Source organism: Synechococcus sp. PROS-7-1 (assembly GCF_014279795.1).
Taxonomy (GTDB): domain Bacteria; phylum Cyanobacteriota; class Cyanobacteriia; order PCC-6307; family Cyanobiaceae; genus Synechococcus_C.
In genome coordinates this window covers 2,276,554-2,301,042 of record NZ_CP047945.1, presented here as the reverse complement: position 1 = coordinate 2,301,042, position 24,489 = coordinate 2,276,554, and the positions used below count along the sequence as shown (strand labels likewise).

Here is a 24,489-nt window from a genome sequence, read left to right as displayed (position 1 = left end):
TAATGCTCATGGCCGCAGCCAAATCCTGCTCAGCTTGGCGTGAGAGCCGTCGTAATAGCTCCTGGCGATTGCATCGTTGATGGCGAGTGAGCGTTGATCTTTGCTGAAGTCTTTGGAGATTGCAAAGGCCATGAACAGGGTCATGAGTTTCTCTGAAGCAGCGGATACTTTCGCTCCCTGCATCAAGGGCAAGGTTGTTTGCATGGTCAGCATGTCGTCGAGGATGGCATCGGCTTGCCCTGTTTTGAGCAGTTGAATGCATGTTTCTGCAACATCGCATGCAATGGTTTTGGCGCCGTTGCTTTTCAAGATGGATGTCTGGATATAGCCTGGAATCGCAGCAAATGTTGTGTCTTTGAGGGTTTCAAAGTTAATCTCCTCGATCATATTTTGTTTTTTAGAGAGTTGTTCGCTGCTGGCCACTTTAAGGATGTAAGAAGCAAAATAGGCTGTTAATAAAACCCTGGCAAACAGTGAGCCGATTGAAATCAAGCGAGTTTTCGTGCGTTTTGTATGGTCTGTGGAGAGCAGCAAAGTTTTCTGAAGAATGAGCACCAATTGATGGCGCTTCTGCTTGTCGGCCAGGTCTGGTCGGTGACGCTCCATCATCCAAACGGGCAGAGCAAAGATGCAGGCAATCAGAATCAATCCCAGGAAAATCAGCAGCACTTCCCTGGAAAACAAAACCCGAAGTAATTTGACGGCTGTTGGTTCCTCGCTGTTGACGGTGTAGATCTTTAAATCACTGCTGGCCGTGGGAAAGGAAAACCGAAAGGCCTTGCTGCGGTTTTCATTAATCAGCACGCCTGAGATCGCCAAGTCGGCCTGGTTGCTGCTGATCGCGGCGAGGAGATCTTCAAAACTGTCGGCTTTGCGGATGCGGTAGGGGATCTGCCGACTTTCCGCAATCATCCGCCACAGATCGATTTCAAAGCCTGCGGGGATCCCCTTCTCGTTCATTGCGTAGGGAGGGTTCGGGAACCAGATCACATCCACCGGATCGGTGTCCTCGACAGTGAGGTCTTGGGCCTGACTGATCTGGATGCACTCAGCTGTCAGCAGGACGCTGCAAAGTGCCCCAATCGTCAGACGGACACTCCGGCTGAGCATGGGATGCATGACGCTCTCGCACAGGGGACACCAGTCAAGTCCATAACCGTGTCCCCATGTCCGCTCCTGGGCTCAGACCACCACCAGCTCGCTGTTGAGTGCCAGCAGGATTTCAGTGGTCAGTGCACCCTCGCTCTCGCCGCTGTCAGCCGATCGCGCATTGAACCCCACACGGATGGTTTCTCCAGCATCGATGGACTGTCCCCAGTCGGCACCCGTGAGCTGGTAGCGGTACAGACCATCGGCCAGTGTCTCGGTTTCGATCGTTGTGCCCCAGCTGTCTCCGGTGAATTGATGGGCACTGATGAAGTTCAGCCCCCAGTTGTCTGTTTTTTGGTCGCCAGTGTTGGTCACCGCCAGTGAGGCCGTCAGGCCACCCCACCAGAGATCTCCGCTGATCTCCACAGCCAGCGATTCACCAGTGATTGGATCGTTGTTTGTGGACTCCGTCTCAGGGGAGGGAGATGGAGTGCTCGCAAGAGGTGGCGTCTCGTTTGGCCCAATCCCACTCGGTGCTCCCAGGGTCTCCAGCTGACTGCTGAGCGGGTCTCCCAGCGTCACGATCGACTGAAAGTAGTTGATGACTGTGTCATCACTCACCTCCAACGCAGGCCACTGCGGGTAGTCGAAGGTGTCATTCATGAAGGGCTGCTGCTGATCCCAGCCCAGCACCGTCAGGTGGTTGATGTCGTGGTTGATGGCCACGCCTTCGATGCTGAGGAATCCATGGGTGCGGCCGTGCATCCAGCCGCCGTAGTGGGGCTCCATCTTCAGGGTGTTGGTGAAGGTGTCCACCAGCGCATTGCTGCGCAGATAGCTGGCGAAGCCTTCATGGCCGAAGGTCTCCACCATCGCCATCACCGCATCGGTCTCGCCTTGGCGGGCGGTGCGTTGGATGTCAGCCAGGATCTGGGGGTTGTAGGTCTCATCCGAGATCCACCCCACCTTGGCTGCTTGCATCGCATACCAGAGGCCCACGCCTTTGGTGTCATCGCCCCAGGCCTGCGCGTTGTTGGTCAAACCCTGGGCATAAGCCCAGGCACCAACATCCTCCAGCGCAACCGACTCAAGGCCAGCAAAGGCGCGTAAGCCGTTGTAGGCCTCCATCGCTTCGGTGGTGATCGCCGTGCGGCCCCCCACCAGTTCGTTGTGCTCGGAGTTGTGGTTCGAGCCGTGGAAGCTACCCCAGGTGGTGATGTCGGTGTAGGGACCAGTCATGGTGTTGTGGCCATGGGACATCGCGGCGTGTTCAGCAGGGTGTTCAGCGGTGTGTTCAGCCGTGTGTGCGCCTCCGTCGGCCATCACCGATTCGCCCATGGACCTCTCAGCCATCAGCATGGCTTCGGTCAAGGCGCCATTCCTGCCGAGGTCGACGCTCTGACTGCCATTGAATCCCACGCGGAGTTCCCCTCCTGCGGGAATGCTCTGTCCCCATGAGGTTCCTGTGAGTGTGTAGAGGCTGAGGCCTTCCCCCAGGAGTTCTCGGTTGATTTCCACCCCCCAGGCCTCAGGGTCTAGATCATGGGCACTGATGAAACTCGTACTCCAGCTGTCCAGTGGCTGGTCCGAGGCATTGCGCACGGTGATTTCGGCTGTGAAACCACCCCACCAGAGGTCTCCATTGACGGAGATCTGGAGCGTGTTGGAGGGAGCCATGGGTTGAAGGGCAGGCAACCGTTTCAGTCCAGCGAGAAGGGATGCAGCAAATGCAACGGGCTGCAAATTCTGTGTGACCAGAAGCAACTTTGATGCGGACTGAATGCGGTCTTTTGGCTCACCTATTCAGATCTGCAAGGCCGTGATTCACCATCCTCCAAATGGGGGGTTTGCACTCCGTGCTTTTGGTTCAGGGCATCAGCCCTCGCCGCAGGGCCGATGACACCGCGCTGGCGCGGTTGTTCACCTCCAGTCGCAGCATGATCTCGCTCAGGTGATCTCTCACGGTGTTGCTCGAAATCAGCAGCTGTTGGGCGATGTCCCGATTGCTGAGACCTTCCGCTACCAGAGCGAGAATCTCGAGTTGCCGGCCTGAAAGCGTCTTGGTGCTGGTGTACGGCGCTTCATTGTCGGCTTGCAGCCTTGGATCTTCGTAGCGCGAACCCTCCTTGAGGGCAGTCAGCGCCTGAATCAGTGCACCCGACCGCTTCTCCACGCTGCGCTCATCCAACAGAGCATCAACGGCAAGCTGGCGGGCGATCTTCAGGGTGTCAGCGCTGGGGCGGTTGAGCAGCAGCAGATTGCGATGGCTGGGGAGGAGCCGTCGACAGTCGCTGAGCAGCGTCAGTCCCGAGCCATCGCTTAAGCGCTCGGACACCAGGATCCAAGGAACCGTGGTCATGGTTCCGAGGTGGCTGAGCGCGTCGGCTCTGCTCTCAACAAACACCCGTTGCCGTCGGCTGTGCATGCCGGCTAGTCGAGCCATCTGTTTCACAGCGAACAGATGGGGATACAGGCAGATCAACAGATCCTGATCGGCGATCAGTGCCCGGATCGACCGCGCTCGCTCCAGATCACTCGTCAAGGACGTGCCAGCGACCATGGCGTTAGACCGGCAGCCGCGGACAGGCATCCACCAGGGTTCGCGTGATCTCTGCCTGAGGGTTGCTCAGCAGCTGATCACCTGGACCGCTCTCCACGATGTGGCCGCGATCCAGCACGATCAGGCGGTGACAGAAGCCGCTGGCCACCGAGAGATCGTGGGTAACAAAGATCATCGCCAGTCCCAGCTCCTGCTGCAGTTGGCGTAGCAGAGCCAGCACGTCGGCTTGGATTTCCGCATCCAGCATGCTGACGCTCTCATCGCAGATCAGCACCTTGGGGTCCAGGGCCAGCGCCCTGGCAATGGCCACCCGTTGCTGTTGGCCCCCAGACAGCTGGCGAGGCAGGCGGTTCTGAAAACGTTCCGCTGGTCCCAGCCCCACCCGTTCCAGTAGCTCTCGGGCTCGTTCCCTCGCCGAGGCACGGGAGGCCAAGCCATGAATCAGCAGAGGATCGGCGATGGCATCTGCCACCGTCATCGCGGGATTGAGGCATGCCAGGGGGTCCTGAAACACCATCTGGATCGAGCGCCGCATCGTTTTGGCGTCCCGTCCGCGGGACAGCAGCAGGTTCCGTTCGAACAGCTGCACCCGTCCACCACGAATGGGTGTCAACCCCATCAGAGCGCGGCAGAGCGTGCTTTTGCCGCAACCTGATCCGCCCACCACTCCCAGGGTTTCGCCTGCTTTCAGCTGAAAGCTGACCCCATCAACCGCCTTTAACCAGTTGGGGGCCCAGGGCGGTCCCCCCAGGTTGTGCCAACAGCGCAGTTCCTGCACATCCAGCACGGTGGTGGCTGCAGGGGCTGCCGGGGTTGCGCCCCCCTCCCGGGCACGGGCCGCCGCCAGCAGTCGCTGCCCCACCCGCGAACTCGGATAGGTGAGCACCACGTCGCTGCGATTGATTTCCGCCACCTTTCCACCGTCCAGCACTGCCATGCGTTCACACCAGCGGTGGGCCATGGCCAGGTCGTGGGTGATCAGCAGCAGGGCGCTGCCGAGGTCATCACAGAGGTCGCGCAGGGCCGCCATCACCTGACCGGCCACAGCCACATCCAGGCTGGTGGTGGGTTCATCAGCGATCACCAGGGGAGGGCGCAGAACAATGGCCAAGGCGATGGCCAGGCGCTGGCGCATGCCACCGCTGAATTCGTGGGGGTAGGCCTTGAAGCGCTCAGCACCGATGCCCACCTGTTCCAGCAGCTCTTCGGCCCGTTGCCGCCTCGATAAAGCATCCATGTCCGGCCGGTGGGCCCTAAGGGTGTCCAGAAGATGCCCCCCCACAGTCATCAGGGGATTGAGTCGGGTCATCGGGTCCTGGAACACCAGGCCGACCGAGTCTCCCCGGAGTGCGCGCAGATCGGGGATCGCCAGGCGGCGCGGATCATGGCCATTAAGAGACAGGCTTCCTTCGCAGCGGCTTCCCTGGGGCAGCAGTTGTATGGCTGCACGGGCAACGGTGCTTTTGCCGCAGCCGGAAGGCCCCACCAGCGCCAGCCGCTCCCCGGCTTCTAGGCGTAGATCAAGGCCGTCGAGGGTCCAGGCGGGGCTGCCCGGGTAACGCAGGCGCAGCTGTTGGAGTTCCAGAACGGCCCCAGGTGCGGCGGTCATGGCAGAAGGAGGCGCTGGGGCTGACGGCTACATACCATGGATTGAACTGCCAGGACGGATGCTCAACGCCACCTCCGCACCGGATGTTCAGCCGATCGACCAACGATCAGCTCACCCCGCTTGCGGTTTGGTGGCGTTACGCGACCGTCAGATCCGCTCTCCAGACGATTACGGCATCGAGCTGCCGTACTGGCTGCGCGAATGCATCAACCATGTCCCCCCCGGGATTGGCCATAGCTGCCCGACCGATTCCGAAGCCTTGCTGGCTGCGGCTTTCGATTTCGCTTTCCAGCTTCACGAAGGGCAGTTCCGCGCCAGCGGTGACCCTTACATCGTGCACCCTGTGGCGGTGGCTGATCTGCTGCGCGATATCGGTGCAAGTGCCAGCGTGATTGCTGCTGGCTTCCTCCACGATGTGGTGGAAGACACCGATGTGACCCCAGAGCAACTGGAAAGTCATTTCGGACCGGAAGTGAGGGAGCTGGTGGAGGGCGTCACCAAGCTCGGAGGCCTGCATTTCACCAACCGCACTGAGGCTCAGGCTGAAAATCTGCGCAAGATGTTTCTGGCCATGGCCAGCGACATCCGCGTTGTGCTGGTGAAACTGGCTGATCGACTCCACAACATGCGCACCCTCGGGGCCTTACGTGAGGAGAAGCGGCAGCGCATCGCCCGAGAAACCCGCGAGATCTATGCCCCATTGGCCAATCGCCTCGGGATCGGCCGCTTCAAGTGGGAACTGGAGGACCTTTCGTTCAAGCTGCTCGAGCCGGAGGCCTTCCGGGAGATGCAGCAGGAGGTGGCCACCAAACGCAGCGAGCGGGAGGAGCGCCTAGGGGTGACCGTGCAGCTGCTCCGTGACCGCTTGGCGGCGGCGGGCCTTGAGAACTGCGAGGTGAATGGACGACCCAAACACCTCTACGGCATCTGGACCAAGATGCAACGGCAGCAGAAAGCCTTCCACGAGATCTACGACGTGGCGGCCCTGCGCATCCTCACCCCAAGTGTGGAAGCTTGCTATCGGGCACTGGCTGTGGTGCATGACACCTTCCGGCCGATCCCCGGCCGATTCAAGGACTACATCGGTTTGCCCAAGCCCAACGGCTACCAGTCGCTGCACACGGCAGTGATTGGCCGGCATCGGCCGATCGAGGTGCAGATCCGCACCCTGGAGATGCACCAGGTGTCGGAGTTCGGGATTGCCGCCCACTGGAAATACAAGGAAGGAGGCTCACCCGCCGCAGGGGGCGACACCGAACGCTTCAACTGGCTCAGGCAGCTGGTCGACTGGCAGCAGGAGGGTGGTTCCGATGATCACAACGATTACCTCGCTTCCATCAAGGAAGATCTCTTCGATGAGGAGGTGTTTGTGTTCACCCCCAAGGGTGATGTTCTCGGTTTGCGCAAGGGGTCAACGGCCGTGGACTTTGCTTATCGCATCCACTCCGAGGTTGGTAATCACTGTCATGGCGTGAGGATCAATGATCGTCTCTGTCCGCTCTCCACACCGCTGCAAAACGGCGACTTCGTCAACATCCTCACGAGCAAAACCGCCCATCCCAGCCTCGATTGGCTCAACTTCGTGGCCACACCAACGGCACGAAATCGTATCCGTCAGTGGTACAAGCGCAGCCATCGCGATGAAACGATTCAACGCGGCAAGGAGCTGCTCGAGCGCGAGTTGGGGCGGAGTGGTTTTGATGCTCTGCTGAACAGCGAAGCGATGACCCGCGTGTCTGAACGCTGCAACCTGCACTGCACCGATGATCTGCTGGCGGCCCTTGGATTTGGTGCCGTCACTCTCCATCAGGTGCTCAACCGACTGCGGGAGGAAATCCGTTTGCAAGCCGATGCGGAGACCCAGCCCCTCAGCAATGAGGACGTGGCCCGCAAGCTTGTGGAGCAGGCGGAATCAGCGCCGGTTCGGCAAGACCATGTCGGCGCCGTGCCGATTCTCGGAGTGGAGGGACTTGACTATCGCCTGGGCGGTTGCTGCAGCCCTCTGCCTGGTGAGGCGATTGTGGGCACGGTGGCACTCGGCAACCATGGCATCACCATTCACAGGCAAGAGTGCGCCAATGTGGAGGTGATCCCGAGCGAACGGCGCCTGCCGGTGCGTTGGAATCCAGCCAATGCTCGCAATGGACAGCGCTTCCCGGTGCAGTTGCGCATCGAGGTGATCGACCGGGTGGGCATCCTTAAAGACATCCTGATGCGCCTTTCAGATGGAGCGATCAACGTCAGCGATGCTCGTGTGAAAACGACGTATGGCAAACCAGCCCGGATCGATTTGCGCGTGGAGCTGGCTGGGGCCGATTTGTTGCAGCGCACCATGGATCAGATCCGTTCGATGGCGGATGTGCTCGATATCGCCCGCACGGGGCAGGGTTGAGTTGCTGTTCAGCTGCAGCGCTGCTGGATGGCTTTCACAAGTTTTGGAACCGCATCCCGCTGGCCTTGCAGCATGAAGGCCTCCCGTTCCAGCACGCGGTCGCCGTGGTGGTAGCTGCGTAGGAGGATGGCGCTGATTTCTCGTTCCACCACAGGATTCAACTGGGCTGACCAGCCGAGGGGCGTGAGCCTGCCGCTGGGGCAACTCTGAACCGCATGAACGGCTTCATGCAGAACGGTCTGCCGCGCGATGCCCAAAGGAATGGTGAGTGGAGAAATCCACAGTGTTTTGCTTTGGGCCTGGAACAGTCCATAGCTGCCGCGCACCGGCGGCAGAGCGATGCGCACGCTGAACCCTTTGCTCTGCAAAGCCTGAATCAGAGGATTCAGATCAGCCGGGAGTCGATCGAGTGGTTGGGGAGCCAGTGTTGAGGCGACCAGGGCCGCCGGCAGCATGGCGTCCAAGATCATGGCTTTGCACGCTGCAGCCAGCGCAGGCTCAACCACCACCCCAGTGCGGCGCAGACCGCACCGGTGATGGCCGAGCCCAGCAGCAGTCGGGTGAGAACGCTCCAGCCCACATCGCTGAAGCCCTCCTGGCGCACCGCGTCGAACCCTGGCCAGGGGCGCCCCGGACCCAGCACCAGCGATCCCACTCTGAAGTTGAACCAGTAGAGGGGCACGTAGGTGAAAGGATTGCTGATCCAGGTGCCGGCGGCGGCCAGAAGGTGATTGCCGCGCACCACGCTGGCCAGGGCGATGCCCAGAAGGGTCTGGAAGCCAAAGATCGGAAAGCAGCCGCAGAAGATCCCCGCAGCCAGTCCGCGGGCGCGCTGGCCAGGTGTGCCCTCCTGTTGCCACAGCCACTGCAGGGCATCTTGCACGCGTTGGCGTGCCTCCATCAGCATCCGGCCCATGGGAGTCGACTGCGGTCCCTGCACCGCGAAGGAGAGTGTGATCGTAGGAAGGAGCGCAGGCCCTGGTGAGCTGCTCGATGCAGGAGATCATTCGAGACGCGCAGACGATTGCCGCGGTTGCCACCGCCGTGGCCCCGGGGCAGGGCGGGATCGCCGTGATCCGTCTCTCCGGTCCCCAGGCCAAGGCCGCTGTGCAGGCCGTGACGCGCATTCCTGGCTACCAGCCCTGGGAGAGCCATCGGGTGCTTTACGGCCACGTGCTCGCCGCTGACGGCGAGGAGCGGATTGATGAGGTGCTGCTGCTGTTGATGCTGGCGCCTCGCAGTTTCACGGGGGAAGACGTGGTGGAGATCCATTGCCATGGGGGTGTGATCGCCGTGCAACGGGTGCTGGCCAGAGTGTTGGAACAGCCTGGGGTGCGTCGCGCGCTTCCGGGGGAGTTCAGCCAGCGGGCTGTGCTCAACGGTCGTCTTGATCTCACCCGTGCGGAGGCCATCAGTGATCTGGTGGCGGCGCGCAGTCAGCGTGCTGCGCAGTTGGCGATGGCCGGCGTGGATGGGGGAATTCAGAAACGGATCACCGCACTGCGTGAACGCCTGTTGGATCAGCTCAGCGAGCTGGAGGCCCGGGTGGATTTCGAGGAGGACCTACCACCGCTGGATGGAGCGGCTCTGCTCGAGGAGTTGCAAAGGGTGCGTGGTGAGTTGCAGCAGCTGGTGAAGGACGGACAGGTTGGTGTCGCTCTGCGCCAGGGGCTGCGGGTGGCCCTGGTGGGACGCCCGAATGTGGGCAAGAGCTCGTTGCTTAATCGGCTCAGCCGTCGGGAGCGGGCGATTGTGACCGATCTGCCCGGGACCACCCGTGATCTGTTGGAGAGCGAGATCGTGCTGGAGGGAGTGCCGATCACCCTTCTCGATACGGCTGGTATCCGAGCGACGAGCGATGCGGTGGAGCAGCTCGGCATCGCCCGCAGTCATGACGCCCTGGCCAGTGCGGATTTGGTGCTGCTTCTCTTTGATCTGAGTGTGGGCTGGACGCCAGACGATGAGGCCCTTCGGCAACGCATCCCCGCTGCGGTGCCCTACCTGCTGGTGGGCAACAAAGTGGATCTTGCTGGCACAGATGCGCGCGCGGGGTCCAGCGGCTCTGCTGCCGACATTCGTCTCAGTGCTTGTACGGGAGCTGGGGAGGCTGAGCTTGTGCAAGCCGTATTGGAGCGTTGTGGAGCCCTCACAGATGGCTCCCTGCTGCTCTCCCTCAACCAGCGCCAGGGCGATTTGGCGCAGCAGGCAGCCGATGCCCTGGCCCGCAGTGCGCAGGTGGCGGCCGACGGCTTGCCCTGGGACTTCTGGACGATCGATCTGCGTCAGGCGATCCACGGCCTTGGTGAGATCACCGGGGAGGAGCTCACCGAATCGGTGCTCGATCGGATCTTCTCCCGTTTCTGCATCGGTAAGTGACGGCTCAGGGGATCCGTCCATCCGACTGCAGTTCGGCTTCAAAGCCAAAGGCCGTGGGATCGCGCAACCGATCCGGGAACAGCACGCCATCGAGGTGGTCGCATTCGTGTTGCACCACACGGGCATGGAAGCCTTCCAGCTCTTCGAGGTGAGAGCCACCGTTTGGATCGCGCCAGGTCAGGCGGATCCGCTGCCAGCGCACCACCTCGCCCCGCAGCCCGGGCACACTGAGGCAGCCTTCCCAGCCGGCGGTGGTTGCGTCGCTCAGGGGTGTGATCTCTGGGTTGATCAGCACCCGCTCCGGCACTGGTGGTGCTTGGGGGTAACGGGGGTTGGCCCCCATGCCCACCACCACCACCCGCCAGGGCTCATCGATCTGCGGTGCCGCCAGCCCGGCGCCGGAACGGGCTGCTTTCGTTTCGAGGAGGTCGTCGATCAGTGTTTGCAGCTGCTGGGTTCCGAACACCTCGTCCTGGATTTCACGGGCTCGTTGGCGCAGGGCCGGGTGGCCAAGCCGGAGCACGGCGCGGATGGTCATGGCAGCGTTTGGGAACAAGGCTGACTCCATCGTCGGTCTTGTTGAGCCGCAGCTCCCTCAGAATGAAGGCCTCGATCGGAACCTCCTGTGATTGATCCACTGGCTGCTCTCAAGCCCTCGCAGTGGGCCCAGTTGAAAGTGCTGTGCTGGGTGGCGAGTGTGGATGGTGATGTGGCTTCGGAGGAGCGGGCGCTGCTCAGCAAGCTCTCGGCACGCCTGCTGCCGCTTGAGGATCCTGAGGATGCGCTGGCCGCGTTGCAGGCTGAGCAGGAGACGGAAGTGGAAGCTTGGGTGGCTCAGCTCCAAGGCAGTGACGAGCGCATGGCCATGGTGTCCTTGGCCTTTCAGATGGTCTGCAGCAGCCAGGGTGAGGAGGATGACAGTGCCATCAATCCTGCTGAGCGTGTGGCCTACCGGCGCCTTCTCGATGCTCTCGACCTGCCTGACGCCCAGGTTCAGGAGGCTGAATGGGCTGCTCGCCAGGCCCTGAAGGAGACTCCCGCTCTCATCGACCGCCTCAATCAGCTTCTGTTTGGCTGGGGCGCCTGGCCTTCCGTGGCCGCGCTGGAAGCATCCGGGACCAGTTGGCTCTGATGGTGGTTTCCTTGCCGATCACTCCCCAGCTCCAACGGCAGCTGGAGGCCTGGTTGCTCGAGGATCTCGGCCGCGGCGATCTCACAGCTCCAGCCCTTCAGGGGTGCCATGGCGCCGCTCACTGGATCGCCAAAGCTGAGGGGCGTTTCTGTGGCGGGGTGTTCCTCGAACCGTTGGTGCATGCGCTCGATCCGTTGGCTCAGGTCCGGCTGCTGGTGGCTGAAGGAGAGCGGGTCGCATCAGGGCAGCGTGTGCTGGAGGTGGAGGGTGCGGCCACGGCGCTGGTCGCTGTTGAGCGCACGGCCTTGAACCTGGCCATGCGGTTGTCGGGCATCGCCACGGCCACGGCAGTCCTGGTGGCAGAACTTGATGGAACCGGTGTTCGGCTCGCGGATACCCGTAAAACAACGCCTGGCCTGCGGCAGCTCGAGAAGTACGCCGTCCGCTGCGGAGGCGGGATCAATCACCGGCTCGGCTTGGATGATGCCGCCATGCTCAAGGAAAACCACCTGGCCTGGGCCGGTGGCGTGGAGGCGGCCATCACTGCGGTGAGGGCCTCTGCGCCTTGGCCGGCCCGGGTGATCGTTGAAGCGGAAACAGAGGCGGAGGCGATGGCCGCGGTGCAGGCAGGAGCCGATGGTGTGCTGCTCGATGAGTTCAGCCCGGAGGAGCTGGCGATGCTGGTGCCGAGGCTGCGGGATCAGGCGCGCGGCCGTGACGATGCTGCACCTGTGGTGCTGGAGGCTTCGGGGATTCATCCGGATGCCCTGGCTGCCTATGCCGCCACCGGCATTGATCTGGTCTCCACCAGTGCTCCGGTCACGCGCAGCAGCTGGCTCGATCTGAGCATGCGCTTTGCCGGCGCCGCGGGATGATCAGGGCCCGCCAAGCCCAACGCTTCTTCCATGCTGCGCATTGCCCATCGTTTGGATCTTCAGCTGCGTGCGGCCATGGACCGGGCGTTTCCGGAGCAGGCAGCGGCCGCCCGACAGGCTTCGCAACCGCTCGACCCCCAGTTGGCCCCGGCCAGCAAGCCGGAATTCGGTGACTTCCAGGCCAATGGAGCCTTGCCTCTGGCCAAACCGCTGAAGCAGGCGCCGCGCCAGATCGCCACGGCGATCGTTGAGCAACTGCAGGCTGATCCTGCTTTCACAGACCTGTGCCTCGATCCCCAGATCGCCGGGCCTGGGTTCATCAACCTCACGATTCGGCCCGAGCGTTTGGCGGCCGAGGTGTCAGCACGGCTGGGAGATGAGCGACTCGGTGTGCCTGCAGTGGAGCAGGCGGCTCCGGTGGTGGTGGATTTCTCCAGCCCCAACATCGCCAAGGAGATGCATGTGGGGCATCTGCGTTCCACGATCATCGGCGACTCCCTGGCCCGGGTGCTGGAGTTCCGCGGCCACCCTGTGCTGCGCCTCAACCATGTGGGCGACTGGGGCACCCAGTTCGGCATGCTGATTACTCATCTCAAGCAGGTGGCGCCGGACGCCCTGGACACCGCCGATGCAGTGGATCTGGGCGATCTGGTGGCCTTCTACCGCGAGGCCAAGAAACGCTTCGACGACGACGATGCCTTCCAGACCACCTCCCGGGAAGAGGTGGTGAAACTGCAGGGCGGCGATCCTGTGTCGCTCAAGGCCTGGGGACTGCTCTGCGATCAGTCGCGGCGTGAGTTCCAGAAGATCTACGACCGGCTCGACATTCGCCTCAATGAGCGAGGTGAGTCGTTCTACAACCCCTTCCTGCCGGCGGTGATTGATGGGCTGAAGGTTGCCGAGTTGCTGGTCACCGACGACGGTGCCCAGTGCGTGTTCCTTGAAGGCGTTCAGGGCAAGGACGGCAAGCCCCTGCCGGTGATCGTGCAGAAGAGCGATGGTGGCTTCAACTACGCCACCACCGACCTGGCCGCGATCCGCTACCGCTTTGGTGCCGCACCGGAAGGGGATGACGCTCGCCGGGTGATCTATGTGACCGATGCTGGACAGGCCAATCATTTCGCCGGCGTGTTCCAGGTGGCGCAGCGGGCCGGTTGGATCCCGGAAGGCGCTCGCCTCGAGCATGTGCCCTTCGGGCTGGTGCAGGGGGAGGACGGCAAGAAGCTCAAGACCCGCTCCGGTGACACGGTGCGGTTGCGGGATCTGCTCGATGAAGCGGTGGAGCGGGCCGAAGCTGACCTGCGCTCGCGTCTGAAGGAGGAGGAGCGTCGTGAGTCCGAGGAGTTCATTCACCACGTCGCCGCCACCGTCGGCCTGGCGGCAGTGAAATATGCCGACCTCAGCCAGAACCGGATCACCAACTACCAGTTCTCCTTCGACCGGATGTTGGCGTTGCAGGGCAACACGGCCCCTTATCTGCTGTATGCGGTGGTGCGCATCGCCGGCATCGCCCGCAAAGGTGGTGACCTGGAGGTGTCGACGGACCAGCTGCAGTTCAGCGAACCCCAGGAATGGGCCCTCGTGCGCGAGCTGCTCAAGTTCGATGCCGTGATTGCCGAGGTGGAGGAAGAGCTCTTGCCCAACCGCCTCTGCAGCTACCTGTTCGAGCTCAGCCAGGTGTTCAACCGCTTCTACGACCAGGTACCTGTGCTCAAGGCTGACGCGGAGGCCCTCCCCTCCCGGCTGGCGCTTTGCCGGCTGACCGCCGACACGCTCAAATCGGGCCTCGGCCTTCTGGGCATCCCCACCCTGGACCGCATGTGATGCATCGACGGCTGCAAGGTCTGCGAACCCTGCACTGGCCAATCGGCATCGCCATGGTGCTCGCGGCCGTGCTCTTTCTGTCAGAGCCAGCGATCGTTGATTTCTTTCAGAAAGGGCATTTCAACTGGGTGTCGCTTCACTCCCTGGCCATCGCCCGTCACAGCAGCCTGGCCAACGGCGGCGTTGGTTATTCCTGTGAGTGGCTGACTTCAGATGGTTCCACGCACCTCGAGTACTTCAATCGCTACCCGATCGTCTTCGCGGTTTTGAGTCGATGGCTGCTTTCGCCCTGGGCCGCTGATGGGGCGGCTTGGCTGTATGCCGCTCGGCAGTGGATGAATGTGATTTTTATCGCCACAGCTCTGGTGCTGTGGTGGTGGCTTCGGGCCCTGCGTTTCTCCCGGCCGGTGGCGATGGCCTCCCTGCTGTTCACGCTCTCAGCCCCGGTGGTGCTGCAGTACCGCAACATGTTCCACTTCGACCAGCCTGCGTTGCTGGCCTACGTGCTGCTGCTGCTCGTGGTGGTGCGCAAGGTTCTTCCTGATCAGCCTGATCTGCGCTGGTACTGGGCGGCAGTGTGCCTGGCCGCCCTGAGCGGTCGGTCTGCGGTCGTGCTGATCGCCTCCCTGGTGTTGCCGTTGCAGCGGGGTCTGGCCGGCCGGCGCAGGGGTTTGTGGCTGGGCGTGCCGATCGCCTTCGCAACCGTTGGCGTCGCAACCGCTTACAACATCGTTTGGGAAGCCCGCCTCAATGCTGTGAGCTGGACCAGCACCACGGTGGTGCAGTCAGCTCTGCGCAGACTTGGCCTTAGCGGGAATGGGTTTTCCGAGCGAGCTCTTGAGCGCACCCGCTGGTTGGGGGGGGCACTGCCCAAACTGATCGCTTACAGCACGGAGTTCATGTTGCCGCTTTTGCTGGTCGCGGCGGTGCTCGTGCTGACGCGCCTCGTCACTAGGCGCAGACGGCTCTCATCGGCTGCTGGCTCAATCCCCCCTGCCCTGCCTGAGCAGGCGCTGACCTTCCGTCGCCAGATGCTCTGGAGTACCGGGGGGACTGCTGTGCTCTGGCTGGTGGTGATGAAAAATCTGTTTGTGTTCCATGTGTACGCCGGCATGGTGCTGCTGCCGTTCCTGCTGCTGTGCATGGCGCACACCCTCGAACGCCTCATCCCAGAGCTCTCGGCAGCCCTGAAGCGCAGCGAGCGGCGCGTCACCCAGTGCACCGTTGTCTTGGCGGGATCGGTCTTGGTGATGGTGCTGCTGCTGGGTCCGTCCGCGCAGCTCAGACCCGTGGCCGCCAGACGGTTGGTGCTGGAGTCATTCTTTTCAGACCTAGCTGCATACCGCAGTGGTGCGGATGACGGTGTGCCGGTGCAGCGTGACGATCAGTGGTTCCCGCGCTCTCCCTACGCCCAATGCGCGTTGCTGGATGCCCCACTCTTCAACGGTGAGCCTCCCCCGGATGCCCCACTCAGCCGGCCTCCAGCCTTCCCATCCCGTCCTGATTGATCGGCCATGCAACATCCTCGGCTCCTCCTGCTCGGCACCGGTGGCACCATCGCCGGAACAGCGCCTGAGTCGACTCAGCTGCATCGCTATGCCGCGGGGGTGATCGATGCCGAGGGTCTGCTGGATGCCTTGCCGGAGTTGGCCTCACTGGCCGAGATCCAGGTGGAACAGATCGCCAATGTGGACAGCGCCGACCTCCGTTTCAGCCATTGGCGCTCTCTGGTGGAACGGATTCGGCAGTCCCTGGCGGATGATCCTGGCCTGGCGGGGGTGGTGATCACCCATGGCACCAACACCCTGGAGGAAACGGCCTGGCTGCTGCAACTTCTGATCGACGACCCCCGGCCTGTGGTGTTGGTGGGGGCCATGCGGCCTGCGTCCGCTCTCAGTGCCGATGGCCCCCTCAACCTCTACCAGGCTGTTCAGGTGGCCGTCAGTGCAGAGGCGCGCGGCCGCGGCGTGCTGGTGGTGATGGACGGACAGATTCACAGTGCCCGTCAGGTCAGCAAACGCGCCACCCAGGGGGTGGGGGCCTTTCACAGTTCAGGTCGAGGTCCCCTGGGCTGGGTGGATGATCTCGGTGTCCATCTGCCGGGACTGGAACGCCATGGCCCGGTGCCTTTCGCTGGACTGTCGTTGCCTCCGTGCTGGCCACAGGTGGTGATCTTGCATGGATGTGTTGAGCCTCCCCAGGCCTTGATTCCAGCGTTGCTATCCGCTGGGGTGCAGGGCCTGGTGTTCACAGGCACTGGAGCTGGGCAGCTGTCGGTTGTGGAGCGGGATGCCCTTGCGCAGTGGGATGGTCAACCGCCCCTGATGCTGCGCGCGAACCGCTGCGGTTCGGGGCCCGTGCACCGTTGCGAGGACCACGCCAAGCTTGGGTTGCTTCCTGCCGGTGATCTCAGTCCTCAGAAGGCACGAGTGCTGTTGCTGTTGGCCTTGATGGCAGGAGACGATCGCGATGCTTTGGCGGCACGGCTCAAAACACTCTCAGGATGAGCAGCTGTAGTGCGACAGCCCACCGGCGTTGAAGAGTTCCCGGGGTCGCAGCTGGTCGTAGCGGCTTGCCAGGTCAGCTGGTAGTGGGGTGTAGGGATCTTTGAACACCGACTGCAGCTCATGGATGAGGCGCATGTCTCCGAGTTCTGCTTGCTGGTAAGCCGGAGCGATCAACCATTCGCGCCAGGTGATGGCGGGATTGCTGCGCTGCATCAGCGCGGCCGCCTGGTGGAGGTCAGCTTGGGTTTCCAGGCTGCTGCGCCAGCGCTGCAGCCAGCTTTGCCATTGGCCTGTGAGTTCATCAGAACAGGGCAGGTAGAAACTGGGATCTAGCTCGGAGACGTCCCTGGGAAGCGTCGACAGGATGCGGAAGGCCTTGCAGTAGTCAGCTCGGGTTGATGCCAGCAGCTGCAACAGTTCCATCACCAGGGTTTCGTCGTAGGCGCTCAGGCCCAGCTTGCTGCTCCACATCGCCTCCATCTCCTCTTGCATCGCCCTGGAAAAACCGTCGTGCAGCGCGTCAAGCTCCTCTTGGGCCTGGGTGTCGCCATCCAGCAGCGTGCGCAGGGACGACCAGAACATCTTGAAGTTCGTTTCTGCGGCCACGGGCTGGTTGAAGAAACAGAAGTGGGTCCCGCCACCGGTCCAGGGTTGGAAGCGGGGATCGAACAGTTCGCAGAATCCAAAGGGGCCGTAATCGAGGGTGTAGCCGCCGGAAGCGCAGTTATCGCTGTTGAAGTTGCCCTGGCAGTAGCCGACGCGCATCCAGTTGGCGACAAGCGACGTGAGCCGTCCGCGAAAGAGGCGTGCCAACGCAATGACCTGCCGGTGGAAGGGCAGGCCCGGATCAATCTCCGGCCGGTAATTTCTTTCGATCAGGTGCTCCACGATCAGCTGCAGCTCCTGACGTGCTTCAGGGTGGGCCTCGCTGCGGACACGGCGCGCGAACAGTTCGATCTGCCCAACCCGCAGGAAGGAGGGGGCCACGCGGGTGCTGATCGCGGCGGCATTGCTCACCATCACGTCCGGATCGAAGGAGCGTGAGTTCTCCGAGTACCAGGGCCTGGCCACCGTCTCAGATTGGGAGGCGTAGAGCGTCAGCGAACGGGAGGTGGGCACACCGAGGGCGTGCATGAACTCCTGGGCCAGGAATTCGCGCACGCTCGAGCGCAGAACGGCGCGGCCGTCGGCACCGCGGCAGTAGGGCGTCGGTCCGCCGCCCTTGAGTTGCATCTCCCAGCGTTGGCCGTTGAACACTCCCTCAAACACGGAGATGGCCCGGCCGTCGCCGTAGCCGTTGCCGGTTCCGAACGGACACTGCTGGTTGTACTCAGTGCCGTAGATCGACAGGGCATAACCAGTGGCCCAGCCCCAGGGACGCATGGGATCGGCGGCCGCAGTGTGGTCTCCGGAAAACAGCCTGCGAAACGCATTGTCATCAACCAGCGCTTCACTCAGCCCAAGCTCATCGAACAGGGCAGCACTGTGGGCGACGTAGGCGGGATCGGGGAGCGGGGTCGGCTGCACCGGCACGTAGTGGCCCGACTGCACCTGGCGGGGGCGGTGATCGCGTCCGTCCGCCGTGGACTGAGGATCCGCCTTCAGCTGGTTCAGCAACGAGTAGTCCGCTTTCTCTGCGAACGCACTGAACGTTGCTGTGGTGGGTGCGTCTGACAATTTGGAGCTGGCTCCCATGGGCATGGCCCCGATACCGCTCCATCATGAAATGCGGAACCTGAAGGATCAGAGTGATCCGGTGTCTCTGGAGGTGTGGGGTTGACGTTGTCGTTCCAGGATCTGCAGCGCCAGTTGCAACCCGATATCGCCCAGGTGAGACCAGGGAGTGACCCCTGGGATGTGCTGGTGATGCCATCTCTGAATATGAGCCAGGAGCAGATGGCGCTTGTTGAGGGGGCGCATCATTACGAGGAACGCCAGTTGTTTGAGCTGATCCGCTTGCGGCAGCCACGGGCACGCATGGTGTTTGTCACCAGCAAGCTGCTGCCTGATCTGGTGGTGGATTCCGTCCTGGAGTTGCTGCAAGGGGTGCCGATCTCCCATGCCCGTCAACGCCTGCAGCTGTTCGATACCGATGACGCCAGTCCCCGCCCTTTGGCTGCCAAGTTGCTGGAGCGACCGCGGCTGCTGAAGCGCATCCGCGACAGCTTGCGGCCGGGGCGCAGTTACTTGAGCTGTTACAACGTCGGTGATCTCGAATGCCGCTTGTCCGAGGCCTTGCAGCTTCCCCTGATGGGGTGCGATCCGCAGCTGTCCAACTGGGGTCATAAGGCTGGTGGTCGCACCCTGTTCCGTCGCTGCGGGCTCCCCCATCCGGATGGATCAGAGTTGGTGTTTAGCTTCGACGGCTTGCTTGATGCCTGCCTGGATCTGCTGGAGCGCAAGCCGGGATTGCGCCGGGCGGTGGTGAAGCTCAATCAGGGGTTCAGTGGCGAGGGCAATGCCCGGCTCGAGCTGGAGTCGCTGCAACTTCTGGACTGTTCAGCGCAGGAGCGCCGTGACCGCCTGAGGCTGGCGCTGGACACCTTGCCCATGCCTGCGGCCGGATGGCACACCCAGCTTCAGGATCAGGGGGCGCTGGTGGAGGAATGGCTGGAGGGTGGTGAGGCGATCTCCTCACCCAGCGTGCAGGGTGTGATCCATCCCGGAGGTCGCGTGGAGGTGCTCTCCACCCATGAGCAGCATCTGGGCGGGGAGTCCGGCCAGGTGTATCTCGGTTGTCAGTTCCCGGCCGATCCGGCCTACCGGCTTGAGCTGCAGCGCTGGGGACGGGCGGTTGGCGAGGCTCTGGCTGCGCTGGGGGCGTTGGATCATTTCTCGGTGGATGGGCTGGCCAGGCGTTTCGGCGATCGTTGGGATCTTCAGGCCATTGAGGTCAATCTCCGCAAAGGTGGCACCACCCATCCCCATCAGGTGCTGCGCTTTCTCAGCAATGGCCAGATGGATGCCGCCACCGGTGCCTTCCTGTCTCCCCAGGGCAGTGAGCTGCACTACCTGGCGACGGACAACTTCGTGCATCCCCGTCTGCGTGGCCTGCTGCCCATGGATCTGATCGATGCGGTGGCTGAGGCTGGTTTGCATTACGACGCCCTCAAGGAGAGCGGAAGCGTGTTTCATCTTCTGGGTTGTCTTTCAGAACACGGCAAGCTGGGAATGACCTGCATCGGCACCACCCTGGCGGAGGCTCGGGAGGTGGATGCCCGCACGCGGGCCCGGCTGCTGGAGATGTGACGCGTTGCTGAGGCCATGACTGAATCAACTCCACCCTCCCCTCCCCCTCCCGCTCGGGCCGAGGTGGAACGCCTCAAGGGTTACAGCGCTCCCCTGGAAGGGCGTCGCGGTCAGCTGCGCCTGGATTTCAACGAAAACACCCTGGGCCCCAGTCCGAAGGTGGTGGCTGCGATTCGATCATTCCCTGAGGAACTCATCGCCGTTTATCCGGAATACGACGGACTACGCGAGGCGTTGATCGCCAATCTCGAGGCGTCGAAGGAGGGCATGCTGCATCCCCTGGTACCGGAACAGGTGGGGGTGTTCAACGGCGTGGATGCGGCGATCCATGCCGTGATTCACGCCTATGGGGCTCCAGGGGACATCCTGCTCACCACGAGTCCCACCTTCGGCTACTACGCCCCCTGCGCTGCGATGCAGGGAATGGAGCTTGAAGCGATTCCCCATGGCATGCCGGGGTTCGTGGTTCCTCTCGATGCGCTTCGCGCGGCCCTGGAGCGCAAGCCGCGGATTCTGATGCTCTGCAACCCCAACAATCCCACCGGCGCCCGCCTGGCGGCGGATCAGGTGCTGGCCCTCGCTGCGTCTGCCCCGGACACACTGGTGGTGGTGGATGAGCTCTATGAAGCGTTCACCGGAGACAGCGTGCTGCCAGTTGTCGATTTCCGGGCGCAGGCCAATGTGCTGGTGCTGCGCTCTCTCGCCAAGACAGCGGGTCTGGCCGGGCTGCGACTGGGCTTTGCCATTGGACACCCCGGAGTGGTGGACAGGGTTGGCCGCGTCACCGGTCCCTATGACGTGAACAGCCTGGCGGTGGCGGCGGCGTTTGCGGCCCTGGAGGACCAGGCCTACACCAACCAGTATGTGCAGGAAGTGTTACGCGCGCGTGATTGGATCGTGTCAGAAATGACGCGTTCGCGTGTTGTTTTTCACTGTGACGGGGGCAATTACCTGTTGGTGTGGCCAGAGCGGCCTGCTGATGCGGTGGAGCAGGCTTTGCGCTCTCAAGGAGTCCTCGTGCGCTCGATGACCGGCAAGCCCCAGCTCGAGGGTGCCTTGCGGGTGAGCATCGGCACCCTCGAGCAGATGCAGCGGTTCTGGCGGGCTTACAGCAGCATCTGCGCCTGATCCAGGCTCAGCGCATCACATCAATCACGGTGTTGTCACCCAAGGTTCCGGGCAGGGACAGCGTTGTGCCCACGCGTCGAACTTTCGTTCCACCCATGGCATCGAGGAAAGGCTGCACGCCTCCTTGGTCGCAACCCTGGGGCGCATCGCCGCTGACGTATTGCACGGGAATCACGCGCCGTGGGTTCAGCTGCCTCACCACCTCAGCTGCTTCCTTGCCGTCGTACACCTTGCCGCCGCCGCCCACGCCGATGATCAGCACATCAGGGCGGCCGAGAAGCACCTTGTCTTCCCCGCTGAGGGGAGCGGCGCTACCACCAAGATGGGCGAAGCTCAAGCCACCCTGCTGCCACCGCCAGATGGTGGCGTTGCCGAACCGTCGGCCCCCGACACGGTCATGGGGCGCCGCAAATCCCTCAAGGTTGAGCCCACCAACCCGATAGGAGCCGGGCTTCACCAGATACGTCCCTCCCCCGATCCGTGCCCCTTCATCAGGCAGCTCAGAGCTGGCGAGCGTCACGGTGGCGTTCACGCGCGGTTCGCGCAGTCCTTTGGCACAGCCAACGGCCTTGAAGGGATTGACCAGCACCGAGCGTCCCCCTCCGTTGATCAGCAGAGCACTGTGGCCGTAGCTGGTGATGGTCACCCCTGCGGCTCGGACCGCAGGGATGGAGAGTGTGCTGAGCAGGGCCGTCGCCGCCAGTGCCGAGGCCATGCGGCCGGCACTCCGTTTGTGCAGGAGATCGGTCATGGGGGCGTACCGGAGGGCTTTGGAAGCTAGCAGTGCTGCACGCGACTTTCCGCTTGCTGCAGGAAGTTGGCTAACAGGTTATGGCCGGCTTCGGTGAGCACACTTTCGGGGTGGAACTGAACCCCTTGCAGGTGGTGGTGGTCGCGGTGGCGCAGGCCCATCACGGTGCCATCCTCCAGTTCGGCGGTGACCTCAAGGCAGGCAGGCAGGCTGCTGCGTTCGGCGATCAGGCTGTGGTACCGCGTGGCCGTAAGTGGTTGCGGCAAGCCTGCGAACACCCCTTCCCCACGGTGCTGCACCGGGGATGTCTTGCCATGCATCAGTTCAGGCGCGCGGACGATGCGGCCGCCGTAGGCCTGAGCCAGGGCCTGATGCCCTAGGCACACCCCCAGGGTTGGGATCTGCGGAGACAGTTGCCTGAGCACATCGAGGCAAACGCCGGCCTGATCGGGATCACCAGGCCCAGGGGAGAGAAGGATGGCATCGGGCTTAAGTGCACTGATCTCTGCGACGGTGAGGGCATCGTTGCGCTCCACCCGCAGCTCGGCGGCCAGAGGATGCTGGGCCGCCAACTCGCCGAAATACTGCACCAGGTTGTAGGTGAAGCTGTCGTAGTTATCGATGACGAGGAGCATCGTTCAAAGACTGAGGCGAAGGGTCAGAGGAGGAAGCAGCAGCAAGAGGGCGATCAGCAGCGAGCTGATGGCCGCCACCAAGACCGCCGCCGCAGCGCAGTCCTTGGCGATCCGTGCCAGGGGGTGGAAGCGGCGGCCGATGGCCAGATCCACCACCGATTCGATGGCCGTGTTGAGCAGTTCGAGCACCAAGACAGCGGCCACGGTGAGCACCAGAACGGCCAGCTGAATGGGGGGCAGTTGAAGCCAGAGTCCCAGGCCAAAGACCACCGAACCAATGCACACATGGATGCGGAAGTTCCTCTGACTGACAAACCCGTAAACCAGTCCCTGGGTGGCATAGCGGAAACTGGCCGGCAGATCGCCAGCAATGCGCCAGGCGCCCCGTTGGGCAGCTCGATGGGCCTGGTGGGTGCTGCGCTGGCTGATCTCCTCGGACAACGGCGCTCCGTCTTCAGGGTTCAGCAGTGATTTCATCTGCTGTTTCACAGTTGATCTCACCGTGGGATTGAACATTACCGGCCATGGCAAGCAGGCGCTCCTGACAAGCAATCATTGCGTTCAACGTTGTCTCATCGGGGTGATCCCAGCCGAGGAGATGCAACAGCCCGTGACTGACGAGCCATTGCAGCTCCCTCTCCAGGCTGTGTCCCTGCTCGATCGCCTGGCGTGCTGCCGTCGGAACGGAGACAACAATGTCCCCGAGTTCCAGGGTTGTCGCCTGCTGGAGCGGCATCTCCGACTCAAGTGCGGCAAACGACAACACATCCGTTGCCTGTGGCAGGCCACGCCAACGGTCATTGAGCTCAGCGATCTCTCGATCGCCGGTCAATTGCAGGCCCAGGCTCACGTCCACACAGTCCTTCAGTTGGGGGGCTGTTGGTCGCTCCCAGCTCTGCTTCAGTGCCTCAAGCCAACAACAGAGGTCGCTTTGCCAGGGCTCCGGGCTCTGCAGCCGTCTGGTTGAGGCCAACGTTCCCAGAGTGTTGATCTGGGCGTCGTCAGCACCTGTAAAGGCCAGGTCAAGAACGACCGGATCGCGCCGTCTTGCGCTCATTGCGGAAGGGTTGGGCGTCCCAGCCAGGCCACCACAAGGATGAATCCAATGAAGCCAGCGGCAGTGAGTCCGAAGTGGAACAGGCTTTTGCTCCCTTTGCGCACCATGTTGCGCATCGCCTGTTTGACGAAACTTGGCGGTGGGGTGGTGGGTCCTTCCTGCTCGGGCATGGTCAGCTGTCCTCCTCCTGGCCGGGGCTGTCGACACCCTGGCGCAGCAAGGCCTGGATGAAGGGGTCCAGGTCGCCATCCATCACGCCCTGAACATCATTGGTTTCCTCCTGGGTCCGCAGATCCTTCACCATCTGATAGGGGTGAAACACATAATTTCTGATCTGGTTGCCCCAGGCCGCTTCCACGATGTCGCCCCGGATATCGGCGATCTCAGCAGCACGCTGCTCCTGAGCAATCACCAGCAGCTTCGCCTTGAGAAGGGCCATGGCTTTCTCTTTGTTCTGGAGTTGCGACCGCTCCTGGGTGCAACGCACCGCCAGGCCCGTGGGGATGTGCAGGATGCGAACTGCGGTTTCCACCTTGTTCACGTTCTGGCCGCCAGCACCTCCGGATCGTGAGGTTGTGACTTCCAGATCCTTGTCGGGAATGTCGATGTCGACATCTTCCTCCAGCTTGGGCATCACCTCCACGCCGGCGAAGCTGGTCTGACGCTTGTCGTTCGCGTTGAACGGCGAGATGCGCACCAGGCGATGTGTGCCCTTTTCATTGCGCAAATAGCCGTAGGCGTAACGGCCCTCGATTTCGATCGTGGCGCTCTTGATGCCCGCTTCCTCTCCTTCACTGAGTTCGTCCACCGTCACTTTCATGCCGCGGTCTTCAGCCCAGCGGGTGTACATGCGCAGAAGCATCTGGGCCCAGTCCTGGGCGTCGGTTCCTCCAGCGCCGGCATTGATGGAGAGCACGGCTCCCTCTTTGTCGTACTCACCACTGAGCAGGCGTTCCAGTTCCCAGCGATCCAGGTCACGGCGCAACTGGTTCAGGCCACCTTGGGCCTCGCCCAACAGGTCGTCGTCGGGTTCAAGGTCGTAAAGCTCAAGCGTGGCCTGCGCGTCGGCGACCGCGCCCTGCCAGGTCTCAAGCTGTTGCAGCATCGCTTTCACCTCGTCGAGGCGCCGCATCTGCTTTTGTGCGTTCTGTTGGTCGTCCCAGAAGTCAGGCTGAGCAGCCAGTTGTTCGAGGTCCTGCTGCCGTGCGTTCAGAGCAGGAACGTCAAAGACAGTCCTGGGCATGGCCCAGGCGGTCAGTGAGCTCGGAGAGGTCGCGCTTGAAGTCTGTGAGATCGAGCAAAGGT

23 protein-coding genes are annotated in these 24,489 nt (G+C 62.5%); 9 read left to right on the top strand and 14 right to left on the bottom strand.

The window, feature by feature from the left end:
• Positions 1 to 6: 6 nt before the first annotated feature.
• The 4 genes from SynPROS71_RS12545 to SynPROS71_RS12530 form a co-directional block, all read right to left on the bottom strand.
• Positions 7 to 1,119, bottom strand: coding sequence for a transporter substrate-binding domain-containing protein (locus tag SynPROS71_RS12545; RefSeq protein WP_186595470.1), 1,113 nt, complete (start codon positions 1,117 to 1,119; stop codon positions 7 to 9).
• A gap of 63 nt (positions 1,120 to 1,182) precedes the next feature.
• Entirely contained in the window at positions 1,183 to 2,766 is a 1,584-nt protein-coding gene (locus SynPROS71_RS12540) for a cellulose binding domain-containing protein (protein WP_186595468.1), read from the bottom strand.
• Positions 2,767 to 2,956: 190 nt separating this feature from the next.
• A complete protein-coding gene (locus SynPROS71_RS12535) occupies positions 2,957 to 3,649 on the bottom strand; it encodes a response regulator transcription factor (protein ID WP_186595466.1) in 693 nt (230 codons plus the stop codon).
• 4 nt (positions 3,650 to 3,653) lie between these two features.
• A complete protein-coding gene (locus tag SynPROS71_RS12530) occupies positions 3,654 to 5,258 on the bottom strand; it encodes an ABC transporter ATP-binding protein (protein ID WP_186595464.1) in 1,605 nt (534 codons plus the stop codon).
• A gap of 58 nt (positions 5,259 to 5,316) precedes the next feature.
• Between SynPROS71_RS12530 and SynPROS71_RS12525 the strand changes: the two genes are divergently transcribed.
• Positions 5,317 to 7,650 carry a bifunctional (p)ppGpp synthetase/guanosine-3',5'-bis(diphosphate) 3'-pyrophosphohydrolase gene (locus SynPROS71_RS12525; RefSeq protein WP_186598086.1) on the top strand — a complete coding sequence of 778 codons (2,334 nt, stop codon included), beginning with the start codon at positions 5,317 to 5,319 and terminating at the stop codon, positions 7,648 to 7,650.
• 8 nt (positions 7,651 to 7,658) lie between these two features.
• Here SynPROS71_RS12525 and SynPROS71_RS12520 read toward each other — a convergent pair whose 3' ends face one another.
• Both SynPROS71_RS12520 and SynPROS71_RS12515 read right to left on the bottom strand, forming a co-directional pair.
• Positions 7,659 to 8,156 (bottom strand): hypothetical protein, encoded by a 498-nt coding sequence (locus SynPROS71_RS12520; protein ID WP_186595462.1) that lies wholly within the window; start codon positions 8,154 to 8,156, stop codon positions 7,659 to 7,661.
• Positions 8,117 to 8,566 (bottom strand): DUF2062 domain-containing protein, encoded by a 450-nt coding sequence (locus SynPROS71_RS12515; RefSeq protein ID WP_186598085.1) that lies wholly within the window; start codon positions 8,564 to 8,566, stop codon positions 8,117 to 8,119. Before SynPROS71_RS12515 ends, SynPROS71_RS12520 begins: the two co-directional genes overlap by 40 nt.
• Positions 8,567 to 8,643: 77 nt before the next feature.
• Here SynPROS71_RS12515 and mnmE point away from each other — a divergent pair, with 77 nt between their 5' ends.
• Positions 8,644 to 10,026 carry a tRNA uridine-5-carboxymethylaminomethyl(34) synthesis GTPase MnmE gene (gene mnmE, locus SynPROS71_RS12510; RefSeq protein WP_186595460.1) on the top strand — a complete coding sequence of 461 codons (1,383 nt, stop codon included), beginning with the start codon at positions 8,644 to 8,646 and terminating at the stop codon, positions 10,024 to 10,026.
• Between the two features lie 4 nt (positions 10,027 to 10,030).
• Here mnmE and def read toward each other — a convergent pair whose 3' ends face one another.
• Positions 10,031 to 10,564, bottom strand: coding sequence for a peptide deformylase (gene def, locus SynPROS71_RS12505; protein WP_186595459.1), 534 nt, complete (start codon positions 10,562 to 10,564; stop codon positions 10,031 to 10,033).
• An 87-nt stretch (positions 10,565 to 10,651) separates the two neighbouring features.
• Between def and SynPROS71_RS12500 the strand changes: the two genes are divergently transcribed.
• From SynPROS71_RS12500 to SynPROS71_RS12480, 5 genes are read left to right on the top strand one after another with little or no spacing between them, the layout of a single operon-like run.
• Entirely contained in the window at positions 10,652 to 11,158 is a 507-nt protein-coding gene (locus tag SynPROS71_RS12500; RefSeq protein ID WP_186595457.1) for a TerB family tellurite resistance protein, read from the top strand.
• Complete coding sequence (nadC, locus tag SynPROS71_RS12495) at positions 11,158 to 12,033, top strand: carboxylating nicotinate-nucleotide diphosphorylase (RefSeq protein WP_186595455.1); 876 nt, start codon at positions 11,158 to 11,160, stop codon at positions 12,031 to 12,033. The genes SynPROS71_RS12500 and nadC overlap by 1 nt, the downstream gene beginning before the upstream one ends.
• A gap of 30 nt (positions 12,034 to 12,063) precedes the next feature.
• A complete protein-coding gene (gene argS / locus SynPROS71_RS12490) occupies positions 12,064 to 13,857 on the top strand; it encodes an arginine--tRNA ligase (protein ID WP_186595453.1) in 1,794 nt (597 codons plus the stop codon).
• Complete coding sequence (locus tag SynPROS71_RS12485) at positions 13,857 to 15,365, top strand: hypothetical protein (protein WP_186595451.1); 1,509 nt, start codon at positions 13,857 to 13,859, stop codon at positions 15,363 to 15,365. Before argS ends, SynPROS71_RS12485 begins: the two co-directional genes overlap by 1 nt.
• Positions 15,366 to 15,371: 6 nt before the next feature.
• Positions 15,372 to 16,364: an asparaginase gene (locus SynPROS71_RS12480; protein WP_186595436.1), complete on the top strand. Its 993-nt coding sequence runs from the start codon at positions 15,372 to 15,374 to the stop codon at positions 16,362 to 16,364.
• Here SynPROS71_RS12480 and SynPROS71_RS12475 read toward each other — a convergent pair.
• Positions 16,356 to 18,065 (bottom strand): protein adenylyltransferase SelO family protein, encoded by a 1,710-nt coding sequence (locus tag SynPROS71_RS12475; protein WP_186595434.1) that lies wholly within the window; start codon positions 18,063 to 18,065, stop codon positions 16,356 to 16,358. The genes SynPROS71_RS12480 and SynPROS71_RS12475 overlap by 9 nt on opposite strands.
• Before the next feature lie 75 nt (positions 18,066 to 18,140).
• On the opposite strand from SynPROS71_RS12475, the gene SynPROS71_RS12470 reads away from it, so the two are divergent.
• Complete coding sequence (locus SynPROS71_RS12470; protein WP_186595432.1) at positions 18,141 to 19,613, top strand: peptide ligase PGM1-related protein; 1,473 nt, start codon at positions 18,141 to 18,143, stop codon at positions 19,611 to 19,613.
• 15 nt (positions 19,614 to 19,628) lie between these two features.
• Complete coding sequence (locus tag SynPROS71_RS12465; protein ID WP_186595430.1) at positions 19,629 to 20,741, top strand: histidinol-phosphate transaminase; 1,113 nt, start codon at positions 19,629 to 19,631, stop codon at positions 20,739 to 20,741.
• A 7-nt stretch (positions 20,742 to 20,748) separates the two neighbouring features.
• Here SynPROS71_RS12465 and SynPROS71_RS12460 read toward each other — a convergent pair whose 3' ends face one another.
• From SynPROS71_RS12460 to prfB, 6 genes are all read right to left on the bottom strand, one after another.
• A complete protein-coding gene (locus SynPROS71_RS12460) occupies positions 20,749 to 21,492 on the bottom strand; it encodes an MBL fold metallo-hydrolase (protein ID WP_186595428.1) in 744 nt (247 codons plus the stop codon).
• 26 nt (positions 21,493 to 21,518) lie between these two features.
• The gene (locus SynPROS71_RS12455; protein WP_186595426.1) at positions 21,519 to 22,127 is read right to left on the bottom strand and encodes an aminodeoxychorismate/anthranilate synthase component II; all 609 of its coding nucleotides are present in this window, start codon (positions 22,125 to 22,127) and stop codon (positions 21,519 to 21,521) included.
• Positions 22,128 to 22,130: 3 nt separating this feature from the next.
• Positions 22,131 to 22,604, bottom strand: a complete 474-nt coding sequence (locus tag SynPROS71_RS12450) for a diacylglycerol kinase family protein (RefSeq protein WP_186595424.1) — start codon at positions 22,602 to 22,604, stop codon at positions 22,131 to 22,133.
• A complete protein-coding gene (gene ybeY / locus SynPROS71_RS12445) occupies positions 22,582 to 23,184 on the bottom strand; it encodes an rRNA maturation RNase YbeY (protein ID WP_186595422.1) in 603 nt (200 codons plus the stop codon). The genes SynPROS71_RS12450 and ybeY overlap by 23 nt, the downstream gene beginning before the upstream one ends.
• A complete protein-coding gene (locus tag SynPROS71_RS12440) occupies positions 23,181 to 23,354 on the bottom strand; it encodes a DUF3285 domain-containing protein (RefSeq protein WP_186583561.1) in 174 nt (57 codons plus the stop codon). The genes ybeY and SynPROS71_RS12440 overlap by 4 nt, the downstream gene beginning before the upstream one ends.
• Positions 23,355 to 23,356: 2 nt before the next feature.
• Positions 23,357 to 24,485 (bottom strand): peptide chain release factor 2 gene (gene prfB / locus SynPROS71_RS12435; RefSeq protein WP_186595421.1). Its coding sequence is split into 2 segments (ribosomal slippage): positions 23,357 to 24,409 and positions 24,411 to 24,485, totalling 1,128 coding nucleotides; the frame shifts between segments, so codons are not numbered across the junction.
• Positions 24,486 to 24,489: the final 4 nt, after the last annotated feature.